Annotated in this window: 8 protein-coding genes and 2 riboswitches; of the genes, 4 read left to right on the plus strand and 4 right to left on the minus strand. The window is 63.3% G+C overall.

Going from position 1 to position 12,515, the window contains the following annotated elements; genetic code table 11:
* Positions 1-32: 32 nt before the first annotated feature.
* Positions 33-2,087 carry a hypothetical protein gene (locus JS533_RS02090; protein WP_241512905.1) on the minus strand — a complete coding sequence of 685 codons (2,055 nt, stop codon included), beginning with the start codon at positions 2,085-2,087 and terminating at the stop codon, positions 33-35.
* Between the two features lie 284 nt (positions 2,088-2,371).
* The gene (locus JS533_RS02095; protein ID WP_241512906.1) at positions 2,372-2,881 is read right to left on the minus strand and encodes an HTH domain-containing protein; all 510 of its coding nucleotides are present in this window, start codon (positions 2,879-2,881) and stop codon (positions 2,372-2,374) included.
* Positions 2,882-3,217: 336 nt separating this feature from the next.
* Positions 3,218-3,370, plus strand: a riboswitch (FMN riboswitch).
* A gap of 5 nt (positions 3,371-3,375) precedes the next feature.
* On the opposite strand from JS533_RS02095, the gene JS533_RS02100 reads away from it, so the two are divergent.
* Both JS533_RS02100 and JS533_RS02105 read left to right on the plus strand, forming a co-directional pair.
* Positions 3,376-3,981: an ECF transporter S component gene (locus tag JS533_RS02100; protein WP_241512907.1), complete on the plus strand. Its 606-nt coding sequence runs from the start codon at positions 3,376-3,378 to the stop codon at positions 3,979-3,981.
* An 80-nt stretch (positions 3,982-4,061) separates the two neighbouring features.
* A complete protein-coding gene (locus JS533_RS02105; protein WP_241512908.1) occupies positions 4,062-6,899 on the plus strand; it encodes an energy-coupling factor transporter ATPase in 2,838 nt (945 codons plus the stop codon).
* Positions 6,900-7,210: 311 nt separating this feature from the next.
* Here JS533_RS02105 and tenA read toward each other — a convergent pair whose 3' ends face one another.
* Positions 7,211-8,077 (minus strand): thiaminase II, encoded by an 867-nt coding sequence (tenA, locus tag JS533_RS02110; RefSeq protein WP_241512909.1) that lies wholly within the window; start codon positions 8,075-8,077, stop codon positions 7,211-7,213.
* A riboswitch (TPP riboswitch) is annotated at positions 8,068-8,173 on the minus strand. Its footprint overlaps the gene before it by 10 nt.
* 617 nt (positions 8,174-8,790) lie before the next feature.
* Between tenA and JS533_RS02115 the strand changes: the two genes are divergently transcribed.
* Positions 8,791-9,567, plus strand: coding sequence for a nitroreductase family protein (locus JS533_RS02115; protein WP_274619136.1), 777 nt, complete (start codon positions 8,791-8,793; stop codon positions 9,565-9,567).
* A 407-nt stretch (positions 9,568-9,974) separates the two neighbouring features.
* Positions 9,975-10,838 (plus strand): D-hexose-6-phosphate mutarotase, encoded by an 864-nt coding sequence (locus JS533_RS02120; RefSeq protein WP_241512910.1) that lies wholly within the window; start codon positions 9,975-9,977, stop codon positions 10,836-10,838.
* Positions 10,839-10,954: 116 nt separating this feature from the next.
* On the opposite strand, the gene JS533_RS02125 is transcribed toward JS533_RS02120, so the two are convergent.
* Positions 10,955-12,505: an MFS transporter gene (locus JS533_RS02125; protein WP_241512911.1), complete on the minus strand. Its 1,551-nt coding sequence runs from the start codon at positions 12,503-12,505 to the stop codon at positions 10,955-10,957.
* Positions 12,506-12,515: the final 10 nt, after the last annotated feature.

Genomic DNA, 12,515 nt, shown 5'->3' on the forward strand with positions numbered 1-12,515 from the left:
GTTCTTCGGTTCTATTCTTGGCGGAAACAAACCTAACAGAAGAACGCCCCTCTCATACCCGCACACACGAAAGCCCCGGCAACGACGCCGAGGCCCACAACCTCACCACACAAACTGGCGAAGACTCGATTATAGTAGCCGATCGGCAGCAGGTTGCCAATGCCCAGCACCTTGCCGTTCAGCAGCCACTTGACCAAGTCTCCCAAGCCGAGGCCGGGAATCGTATCCAGAATCTTCGCCAAACCATCGACCAGATTACCCAGCGTCTTCGTAATGATCTCATACTGGGTCTCACCGGTCACATAACCGACGAAACCACCAGTCATGCCCTTCACGTTCGACACGGTCACATCCTCGACCACGCAACCGGACACGGTCACCTCACCATCGATACGACCGGCAAAACCGCCGGTCGCGAACGTGGAAGGATCCTCCTCCCTGATGTTCAGCAACCCCTTCAACACGCCTTCAAGATTCGTTCCGAGCCCAGGAATAATGCCGGTCACCCAGTCGATGACCCCTCCCAGACCACCAAGAACCGTGCCAAGCAACTTCAGCAAGCCACCGACCAACGTCCCCTGTTCCTGGAACGAATCGGACTCGTTCTTCACATCCACATTCTGCAAATGGAGATTCGAAACAACGGTCTCACCCGTGCTGGCGATGCTGTTCGACGTCAGGCTGATCTTGTTGCTGATCGTAGCGAAGAAACCAACGCCTGACTGCTTCGACTGATCCATCGCACCGGTCTGACGAACCGTCACGTTCGAAATCACGGGACGATCGGCCTTGTCGGTGACCGCATCGCCCTTGTCATTCACACCGTCCCACAAGCTTCTCGCAGTATCGGGAGATTGCGACTTGGCACCAAGCATGATGGCCTGGAACATGAGCGGGGCCCAGTTGGTGTTGCTCTTTTCGGCTGCGTTCTTGGACAGGTCGATGTCGCGGAAGATGATGTAGTTGGCAGTGGAAGTATAAGTCGCCCCCGTATTGGCGGCTTTCACATCAGTCAATACCCCATCATCTGAAACACCGTAGTACTTGGTGCGCTTTTGACTGATCGTCAATGCGGTACATGCCAGCAATGGACTGTTATTATCGTCCGCATCTTTGGCTCGCAAAGTGGCATCAGACGCAAGATCAGCGTCACCCTCATATTCGACAGTTGCCTCAGATGTATCTTGCCACTCATAATCAAGGAATTTATTGCGCACGCAAGTCTGGGTTGTCCGCATCACGCGGCCAATGACCTTTTTGTCCGAACCAATCGCGCGCAGCTGCTGTTCGTTGCCGATGAGGATGTAGGTCTTGCCGTTGATGGTCTTGGTGACCTGGCCTTCGAAATCGCGGCCGCCGAGGGTGGATGCGGCGGCTTGGGCGGTGGCGTCGGCAGCATCGGAGGATGCATCGTCCGCAGCAGTCGCATCATCCGCGGCGGTGTCGTCGGCATTCTTGTCGTCCGCGGTACCGTCGGACTTGTCATCGGTGTCGGTTGCATCCGTCTTGCCGGTCACATCGGATTTGCCGGCGTTCGTTGCAGAATCGGCAGTATCGGTCTTCTTGCCGTCGGTCGATGATGCGGTCGAATCAGAAGCAGACGAATCGGCGGCCGCGGCGGACTGGTCGCTCCCCTCCCCCGCCGTGTCGGCGGCACCGGTCAGTGCGGACGAATCGTTGGAAAACGCGGAATCGGACTGGAATGCGGAATTCTGCTTGAACGTCACGCCGGACGCGTTGTCCGAAGCGGAGGACGTGGAGTTCGTGCCCGAATCGGCAGTCGTGCCGTTCTTGGCGGCATTCTTGGCGATCTCGTTGGCCGCAGAGACGATGGTGTTGTCGGTGACGACCTTGCCGTCGGAAATGACCGTGACATTCGACGAAACTGTCGAATTTACTGTCGAAACTGTCGAATTGGTGACAGTGTTCATGGTAATATCCTGCGCCTGCGCGGGGATGGCGCAGGTAAGGGACAACGCTGCAGCAACAAGGGAGGCGATGGTCTTGCGGCGGTTCAGGGTACGGAAATGCTGCGGCTTTGCGCCGTTTTTGCTCCTGTCCTTTCGCCTGTCCAAACCAAATCGCATCTCTCACCTCTCGTTTTAGCGAACGGGTCTCCTCACTGCGAAATCTGTCGACAACTTAACCCCCCCCCCCCCATGACAAATATGGACAAAAAGCATCCAAATGTTGGGTAACAGCCCCTATGTCAATCGTCAAATCCAACACGCACAAAACGATTGACATCACGTCAAAACACGGAAAAATACAACAAAAAACAAGAAAAACGAAAACTAGGCACCCTTGCCAGTTAACGTTCACACAAATACCAGTACACCCCCGAACGGTCACACAATACGACACGCCGAGGCTACGACGCCGTAACCTTCGAGACCAGCATCACCTGCAATTCCTGAATCTGTCGCTTCAGATCGGAGTTCTCCCGCTCCAGTCGATCAATGTAGTTTGCCTGCTGCGCCAGCATCCTGTTGCACACGTCCAACGGCAGCAGGTTCGCCGCAGAATCCGACGCCGGCACCGGCATATCGGCCGCCGCAGCGGCCGGCATCTGCGCCACCCCCTCGTCGGCGCCGTCCGTCACGCCCTTCTCCCGCTCACGCCGCCAACGCGACGTGCAGCGCTCGATCCGCTTGTATCCGATAATCGCCGGATCCAATCCGGCCGCGCGGAAAATCGCGACCGGCCCCTCGCCGGCATCGACGCGACGCAGAAAATCCTCACGGAACCACTGATGGAACACAATGCGGTTGCCGCTCACGCTCACCACCGCGGGCAGCGACTCCAGATACGCCAGCTGCTCGCCGGTAAACCGGAGACGACGTCCCGACGCATCCCGCGCAACATCCTGCGAGTCCGCCAACTTGCCTCCCTGACTTTCACGACGTTCTCGACTCTATCGTTGCAGATCGCCAGCCCGACCACTCGCCCCGGCCAGCCTCACTGCAATGGTTGTCATCCTACCAACACACGCGACCATCCCCAAGCAAACCAACACATCTCCGCATATCTGCATTCTCCGCCAAAATACGACGAACGGGAATCGTCGGTCCGTACGATCGCGCACAATCACGCACAATCACGCGCCCAACGTGGCAATGGGCACGACAAGAATGCCGCCGCACCAACACCGCCACCATGCGGACGGGTTTCGCACATGGCGGACGCAAAATCCGCGGGTGAGGGTATACGTTGGGGACGTAAGTTTCAGGGAAGGTGAAAATCCTTACTGGCGGTAAACGCGCGGCCGACCTTCATAACGGCCCCACGCGCAAGCCCGCGACCCGCGAAAGCGGCTGATCCGGTGAGAATCCGGGGCCAACGGTTACAGTCCGGATGGAAGAAACGGAGCTCAGCATGAGTGTCTCTTCGCATACCACCAATTCCGTCAGCGCAACCTCGTCGCGCCCCGACACCGCGCACTCCACCGGCGTCGCCGACTCCGGCCGCTGGTCCACGCGCCGCATCGCCATGTACGCGCTGTTCGTCGCGCTCGCCATGGCCACCAGCTTCATCGAATTCCCCATCATTCCGGGCATTCAGTGGCTCAAGTACGATCCGTCCGGCATCGTCGCGCTCATCGCCGGATTCGCGTTCGGCCCGGCCGCCGCCGCGATCGTGAGCGTCCTCGGCTTCGTGCCGCACCTGTTCATGGACCCGTGGGGCACGCTCATGGCCGTGCTCGTCGCGCTCTCGCTCTCCCTGCCGGCCGCGTTCATCTACCGCGCGAACCGCACGCGCAAGAACGCGCTCATCGGCCTGATCGCCGGCGCCGTGTGCGCGCTCGTCATCGCGATCGTCGGCAACCTGATCGTCACGCCGATCTACGCGCACATGACCGTCGCACAGGTCGCCGCGCTCATCGTGCCGGCCCTGCTACCGTTCAACCTGCTCAAGTTCGCGATCCACGGCGTGGTCACGTTCGCCATCTACAAGCCGATCACCACGCTGCTCGACAAGTAATCCCCGCAGCAGCACCAACGGCCATACGACCAATACCGGCCCTCCCTTGTCGGAGGGCCGTTTTTCGCGCAAGGAACACCATGAACACCACTGCAACCGCGGCCGAACTCGCCGGCATCCGCTTCAGCTACGACGGGGGCACGAGCTGGGCGCTGGACGGGGTCAGCCTGACCGTTCGCGCCGGCGAATACGTATGCCTGACCGGCGCGAACGGGTCCGGCAAGTCCACGCTCGCACGCCTGATCGCCGGACTCACCGCGCCGGACGCCGGCGACGTCACGCTGCTCGGGCATCGCGTGTTCGCATCGTCCGACGCCGACGGGACGGCAGGGACCGCAACCGGCGCGAATCCGGCCGAATACCGGGCCGCACGCCGCGGCATCGGCGCGGTGTTCCAGAATCCCGAAGACCAGATCGTCACCACGATCACCGAGGACGACGTCGCGTTCGGCCCGGAAAACCTTGGGCTTGCGCGCGAAACGATCGGCGAGCGCATCGTCGGTTCTCTGGACGCGGTGGACATGGCCGCGCATCGGCGCGACGATCCGACGCGCATGAGCGGCGGCCAGCAGCAGCGCGTCGCCATCGCCGGCATGCTGGCGATGAACCCGGCCATGCTGGTGCTCGACGAGCCGACCGCCATGCTCGATCCGGCCGCGCGCGCCGACGTGCTGCGCATCCTCGACGAGCTGCACGCGCGCGGCACGACCATCGTGCACGTCACGCATCATGCGGACGAGGCCGCGCGCGCCGGGCGCGTGGTGCGGCTCGAGCGCGGGCGCATCGTCGGCGACCGTCGGAACGCGGCGGATGGTTCCGTCCTGGGCACCCCGCAACCGATCGTTCCAGCGCAACAGTCGGCGCAATCATCGTCAGCAGAATCAGCGGAAGCGCAACCGTCGCCGGTCCGCTCATCGACGGCACAATCGTCTCCGGCAGAACGGCGTCCCGCAACATCCGTCTCTCGTCCGGGCGACGGCGATCAAACGAACGTTTCCACAACCGCCGCACATCGTCCGCTCCCCTCCCCCACTGCGACTTCCGCAGCAGCTTCCACGACGGCTTCCGCAGCGTCTTCCGCAGCGTCTTCCGCGCCGGCGATCGCGGTCAGCCACGTTTCGTACCGGTATCCGGGCGCGGACAGGCCGGCGATCAGCGACCTGTCGCTTACGGTCGGCGCGGGCGAAACCGTGGCGATCATGGGCGAGAACGGCGCGGGCAAGTCGACGCTGGCACGGCTGCTGTGCGCGCTCGACAAGCCGTCCGCCGGGTCGATCAGCATCGCGGGCGTGCCGGTCGCGGTCGATCGCGCGATCGGCGACACAATCGGTGACCTTGGAACCGTCGATTCGGGCCTTACCCCCGGCCTTACCCCCGACTATCCCCCCAAGTCAGAGCACGGGTCCGGCGAACGTCGTCATCGCAAGTCGCGCGTGCGCACGCTGAACCGTCGTCAGCGCGAACGGTTGCGCGGCGTGGTCGGATTCGTCATGCAGCATCCCGAACGCCAGCTGTTCGCGGACACGGTGGCCGACGACGTCGCGTACGGACCGCGCAATCAGCGGCTTACCGAACCGGAAGTGGCGAAACGGGTGACCGACGCGCTGCATCTGCTGCATATCGACCATCTTGCCGAACGTTCGCCATTCAGCCTGTCGGGCGGGCAGCAGCGGCTCGTCGCGATCGCGGGCGTGATCGCGTGCCGGCCGCGCGTGCTGGTCATGGACGAGCCGACGGCCAGTCTGGACGCCGATGCAACCGCGCGTATTCACGAGCTGATCCGCACGCTCAACGCGCAGGGCGTGACCGTGCTCATCATCACGCATTCGTTTGCGGAAGCGCGTGCGGTCGCCGATCGCACGGTGACGCTGGGCGGCGGTTCAGTCTCCGCGGACGCGACGGTCACAACGGCGGCGACGGCGACGGTCACAACGGCGACGGCATCGGCTTCGGCGATGGATTCGGCGATGACTTCGGCTGCACGTACGGACCATGCCGGTCATACAGATCATGACGACTATGCGGTTCGCACGAACCGCGCGGACCGCACGAATCACACCGATCGCACAAATCGTACGAATCATGTGAACCGTACAAACCACACGGACGCCGTGTCGGCTCCCGGCTCCGGCGCCGACACGGCCCGCGACGAACGTTCGCTGATCGCGCGGCTGGATCCGCGCGTGAAAATGGTCGCGTTTCTGGCGATGATGTTCACCGCGTTCGCGATCAACACGCCGCTGCAGCTCGCGCTGGGCGCGGTCGTGGTCGCGACGATCGTCGCCATGTCCGGCGTCGGACCGTTGCGACTGCTGCGTTCTGTGCACATGTTTCTGGCGATGTTCGTCGTCATGGGCCTGCTCAACGTGTTCTTCGTGCGTTCGGGCAATGCGCTCGCGCAGCTCGGCCCGATTCCGATCACCGACGACGGCGTGACGATCGCCATCCTGTACGCGCTGCGACTCGCGCTCGTGATCATCCTCGGCGCGATTCTGCTGGAAACGACCACGCCGACCGAACTGACCGACGGATTCGGCTCGCTGCTCTCCCCGCTCAACCGCTTCGGGCTGCACACGCAGGAACTGGCGCTCGTGATGAGCCTCGCGCTGCGGTTCCTGCCCACGCTCGGCGCCGAAGCGAAAGCCGTCGCGGACGCGCAGGCGGCGCGCGGCGGCACGATCGAAACCGGCCCGCTGCCCGCGCGGCTGCGCGCGATGACCGCACTGTGCGTGCCCATGTTCGCCGGCGCGATCCGGCACGCGGACAATCTCAGCCTCGCGCTCGACGCGCGCTGCTACGAGGAAGGCATCCGCCGCACGCACTGGCGCGCCCTGCGGGTGCGCGGGCGCGACCGGGCATTCTGCGCGGCGGTGCTCCTTTATATTGCGGTGCTGGTCGTGCTCGGAATGTTGGCGTAGCCGGGTCTCACCAACCGCAGCCCAACCGCAGCCGAGCCCGCGTCGCAGCACGAAGAGCCAACGCAACACTTCCAGCTTTTTACACGCTATCTCCGCTAAGTGTGGCGCTTTCCCCAATGTTCCACCATCTATCTGCGTTGCGTGTAGCGGATAATCAGCAGCACCACGAGCCTCAGTGCAGGAAATCCGCCATTATTGTCCGTGGATTCAGCAAAGAGACGCTACACGTAACGCAGATAGATGTCCGCGTGAGTGGAAAAGCGATACACTCAACGAAGATAGACGGCGTCAGCCCCTCAACAGGACTCGGATCAGGCCTCAAGCGCGTCGTGGGCAGGCCATTCGGGCTTCCACGTGTACTGCATGTCGTACGCGCTGGCCCAGAACATGTACTCGTTCTCCACGCCGGTGACGAAAATGTCGACCAGCTCGGCCTTGCGCTCCTCGCTGAGCCCCGCGGCAAAACGCTCGATATGCTCGATCAGCCAGGCGGAACCCTCCCAGAACGAGTCGGTCTTGTACATGTCGACCCAGCTCTTGTACGGGTTGCCCTCCAGCGTGTCGGCGAACTCGCGGGCGAGACGCTGACCGTAGTCGGCGTACACCCACGCGCACGGCAGCACGGCGACCAGAACGTCCACCAGCGGATTGCCGTAGGCGATCGAGAGAATGTTCGACGTGTACGCGCGGGCGAACGCGGACTGGCGCACGTGGTCCATCTGCTCCTCGGTCACGCCGTAGGACGCCATGTAGGCGCGATGCACGTTGGTCTCCACATTGAGGATGGCGCTCTGCACGTTCACCATGAACGCGGTGATCTCGGGATCGCGGGTCTTGGTGAGGGCGAGCGCGTGGACCTTGCCGTAGTCGTTGAGGTAACGGTAGTCCTGCAGCAGGTAGAACGCGAACTTCTCCTGGGCGAGCGTGCCCTTGCCGAGCTCGCGCAGGAACGGCTGGCGGTAGCCTTCCTCCCACACCACGTCGGCGGCCTTGCGCAGGCGCTGCGCGAACGGCGGCAGATGGTCGAGAGTGATCGGGCCGAACGCGGCGGCGTCGAAACCGGGCTGTTCGGATGCTGCGGGCGCGGTGGCGGTGGCTGTGGCGGGCTCGGTGGCAGGCGCGGATGCGGATGCTGCGGACGTTGCGGACGTTGCGGACTGGATGGCGTCTTCGGCCATGACATGTCTCCCTTCGCTGGTGTTAGCCAACAGGTTCTAAGGGTCAGGCCATTGCGGCCTTTCTCAACCCGTCGCCGGGTTCCCCTGCATTACGCGCCTCATTATGCCAACCCCGTCCGACCGACTGCACGGCATGTCCGCTTCGTTGTTCTCCTTTGTCGAGCTCCCTTGTCGGTCTCCCTTGTCAGGCTCCTTCGCTGTTCTCCTTTGTCGTTCTCCTTCGTTGTTCTCCTTTGTCGTTCTCCTTCAGCGCAGCAAACCCAACAGACCTCCAACAATCCACCACGCGGAAACCCCTCCCAGCGCAGCAATTTGTTGAAGAACCAGCAGATCTGCCACGCTATCAACCCGCAGCGCAGCAAAATCAACAGACCTTCGACAATCCACCACGCAGAAACCCCTCCTAGCGCAGCAACTCGTCAAAGAACCAACAGATCTGCCACGCTATCAACCCCCAACGCAGCAAAACCAACAGACCTTCGACAATCCACCACGCAGAAACCCCTCCTAGCGCAGCAACTCGTCAAAGAACCAACAGATCTGCCACGCAAAGACAGAGGTCAAACCAAACATCACCTAGGTGCCAACGCCAACCTAGATACCAGCCCTAGCTGCCAGCCGCACAATGCCAGCCTCACACCGAGCACAAATCGCTCACGCCACAAGCGTAGCGGCGTTGCATATCGCACCACAGACGCGCGAGAATGGGAGCCATGACCGAAATCATGCACAACGAAACCGTAGACACCCTCCTCAACCGCCGTTCCATCCGCAAGTTCAAGCCGGAACCGCTCGACGACAGCATCATCGCCACGCTGGAAACCGTCGCGCAGCACGCCGCGTCCAGCCAGTTCCTCAACGACTGGTCCGCGATCCGCGTCAGCGATCCGACCGTCAAGCGCAAGCTGGCCGAATTCGGCCATCAGCCGTACATCGCCGACGCTCCCCTGCTGTACGTGTTCGTGCTCGACGAGCATCGCAACGCGGCCATCGCAGCCGCCAAGGGCGTCGACACGCACGCCGACGCGTTCACGCTCACCGGCAGCTACCGTTTCACGCAGGCGCAGAACGATGCGGCGTTCGCGCTGCATGCGATGGAAACCGCCGCGTATTCGCTCGGTCTCGGCTGCGTGATCCTCGGCTCGATCTTGAACGACGTGGACGGGCTGATCGAGGTGCTGCACCTGCCTGAATACACGTATCCGCTGCTGGGACTGGCGATCGGCAAGCCGGATCAGGAGCCGGCGCTGAAGCCGCGCATGCCGCGTTCGATGCAGTTCTTCGAGAACGCGTATCCGGCCGACGATGCGACCGTGCTGGAACCGCTCGCCGAGTTCGACGACGAGGTGCACCAGTACTACGATCTGCGCAACACGGACCGTCCGGTGGACGCGTTCAGCGATCAGATCGCCAAGAACGCGGTCGCCGACATGACCGGCCGTACGGTCGGCGAGCCGGCCTCTCGTCAGGGATTCCGTCTCGACCGATAGACAGCTGGCGGGATGTCCCGGCCAGCCGACAGACAGTTCGGCCGGCCGACAGACAGTTCGACTGACCGACAGACAGTTCGACTGACCGACAGACCGTCTATCGGTCAGCAACTCAGCCGACCGATAGACCGACCAGCAGCCCGACCGGCAACCAGGTCGACCCGCTGACCGACCGACAGCTCGGCCGACCGGCAACCCGCTCGGCTGGCCGGCGACCCGATCGACCGACAGACTGACCAGCGACCCGATCGACCGACAGACTAGCCAGCGACCCGGCCAACCGACAGCTCGACCAACCAACAGCCCGACCGACCCGACCGCCCCATCCGGCAAACGGGTTCGACAACGTTGTCCGACACGCGCCCAAGTACCCGCGTTACCCAGTCAGAACGCCTATACTTGGGCGAATGGATAACACATATACCATTCGCAATATCGTCAATGAAGATGGTTCCGCACTGGTGAGCGACTACGGCGCGCACGTGCTCTCCTGGACCCCCAAGGGCCACGAGCCGGTGGTCTGGCAGCCCAAGGCCGTGTATCTCAGCGAGGGCACGGCGATTCGCGGCGGCGTTCCGGTGATCTTCCCGTGGTTCGGCCTCGGCTACGAGAACGGCGAGCCGGCCGGCAAGAACCCGCGACACGGCTTCGCCCGCACCGCGTTCTGGCATGTCGACCGCGACACGCTCACCGACCGCCATGTGCTGTACACGCTGGAATCCGACGAGATCGCCCCGGAGCTGCTCGCCGAAACCCCGTCCGGGCCGGACTCCAAGTTCCACGCCGAATACGACGTGGCCGTTTCCGACACGCTCACCATGACGCTCACCGTGGAGAACACGGGCGACGCGCCGCTCACGTTCGAGGCGGCCATGCACACGTACCTGCATGTGGGCGACGTGCGCTGCACGCAGATTTCCGGCCTCGTCGACACTCCGTATCTGGATTCGGCCGACGATTTCGCACCGAAGGAGCAGACGACCAGCCCGCTCGCGTTCGACGGCACGATGGTCGACCGCATCTACCAGTCGGAAGGCACGCTGCTCGTGCACGACGAGGCGCTACATCGCACGATCATGGTGGAGAAGTCCGGCTCGCCGCAGACCGTGGTGTGGAATCCGGGCGAGGAAGCCGGCAACAAGATCGGCGATCTGATGGAAGGCGAATGGCATGACTTCGTGTGCGTCGAGGCCGTGGTGAACCGCGACAGCGCGGTCACGATCGAGCCGGGCGAGGCGTACTCCATCAGCCAGACGATTCGCGTCAAGTAGCTCGCATACCGCTCGCGCAACGCTTGTCGGCAACGCCCGGTCGGGGACGGAAATGCTCCGTTCCCGACCGGGCGTTGTCATGTGCATTTATTCATATATTTGTATGGACTCGTCGTTCAACGGCCACGCGCCGCGCGCAGGCGGAACGCGGCGACGAGCGAGACGATCGACACCGCGCAGATCACGATCATCACGGCGAACACGGCAGCGCCGCCGACCGCCGTGGCGTGGCGGAACGCGGCCGAACCCTCCTCGCCGGCGCCGGCCTGCGCCACGCCGAGGATCGTGGAGAACAGGGCCGTGCCGACCGCGCCGCCGAACTGCAGCGACGTCTGGAACACGGCGTTGCCGTCCGGCGTGAATTCGCGGTCGATGCCGCTCAGCGCGCTGGTCATGATGTTCGAATAGCCGAGCGCATAGCACAGGCCGAAAATGAAGTAGAATCCGGCCAACAGCCCGGGCGTAAGGTTCATGGAGAACACGAGCAGCAGAATCGGACCGAGCGTGGCCGTGCCGATCGCGGCGAGCACCGGTCGCGGCGCGCCGAACCGGTCGTACAGCATGCCGCCCACGGGCGCGAAGAACGCGCCGATCAGCGCGCCCGGCAGCACGAGCGCGCCGGCCACGAACGCGGTCGTGCCGAGCGACATCTGCGCCACGTTCGTGATCACGTAGCCGAATCCGATGCCGTTGATCGGCAGCAGCAGGTACGGCAGCAAGTGCAGCAGCACGACCGGGTCACGCAGCCAGCCGAGACGGATCAGCGGCGAGAACGAGCGTTTCGACGACCAGCCGAAGAACAGCAGCGAGCCGACGCCGACGATCAGGCTGACCACGGCTAGAATCGCCGGACGCAGTGCCGCGGACGCGCCCGAGCCGCCGGACACGGCCTCGCTCACGGCCACGCCGGCCTGGTTGAGCGCGAAGATCAGCCCGCACAGGGCAAGCACGATCGCGACGAACTGCAGCGGATTGAGCTGCGCCGCTTCGGTCGGGCGCGTCTGACGGATGCAGCGCAGGCCGACCGGCAGGGACAGCAGGAGCACGATCGGAATGACGATGACGAAGATCGCGCGCCACGGCAGCACGCTGGAGATCGCGCCGCCGACGGTCGGGCCGATGGCCGGCGCGACGGTGATGACCAGAGAGCCCACGCCCATGAGCTGGCCGACTTTGGAACGCGGCGCCTGCTGGAGAATGATGTTCATCATGAGCGGCGTGGCGATGCCCGAGCCGACGCCCTGGATCACGCGCGCGAGCAGGATGAGCGGGAACGCGTGGCCGACGATCATGATGAACGAGCCGGTGACGGCCAATGCGACGGCCGCGACGAACAGCGAGCGCAGCGTGAACCGGCGGTTGAGGAACGACGAGAGCGGCATGGTGGCCGCGACGACGAGCAGGTAGATCGTGGTGATCCACTGCACGGTGGCCGTGTTGACGTTGAATTCGACCATGAGCTGCGGGAACAGCACGGTCATGACCGTTTCGGTGAGGATGCCGACGAACGCGAGCGAGCCGACGGCGACGATCGAGCCGATCAGACTGAGCGGAATACGCTCGTCGGGGCGTGCGGCGGACGTCGCGTGTCCGGTATCGGTGTTGTGCGTGATGTCGGTGCGTTCCGTTTCGGTATTGCCTGCCTGACGTGTCGTAGGCGATTCCATACGTACTCCC

Source organism: Bifidobacterium amazonense, assembly GCF_018555435.2.
Lineage (GTDB): Bacteria > Actinomycetota > Actinomycetes > Actinomycetales > Bifidobacteriaceae > Bifidobacterium > Bifidobacterium amazonense.

Coding starts and splice junctions, on each gene's coding strand:
- JS533_RS02125 (WP_241512911.1), bottom strand. CDS start 12,505: ATGGAATCGCCTACGACACGTCAGGCAGGCAATACCGAAACGGAACGC.
- JS533_RS02100 (WP_241512907.1), top strand. CDS start 3,376: ATGAGTGTCTCTTCGCATACCACCAATTCCGTCAGCGCAACCTCGTCG.
- JS533_RS02105 (WP_241512908.1), top strand. CDS start 4,062: ATGAACACCACTGCAACCGCGGCCGAACTCGCCGGCATCCGCTTCAGC.
- tenA (WP_241512909.1), bottom strand. CDS start 8,077: ATGGCCGAAGACGCCATCCAGTCCGCAACGTCCGCAACGTCCGCAGCA.
- JS533_RS02120 (WP_241512910.1), top strand. CDS start 9,975: ATGGATAACACATATACCATTCGCAATATCGTCAATGAAGATGGTTCC.
- JS533_RS02115 (WP_274619136.1), top strand. CDS start 8,791: ATGACCGAAATCATGCACAACGAAACCGTAGACACCCTCCTCAACCGC.
- JS533_RS02090 (WP_241512905.1), bottom strand. CDS start 2,087: ATGCGATTTGGTTTGGACAGGCGAAAGGACAGGAGCAAAAACGGCGCA.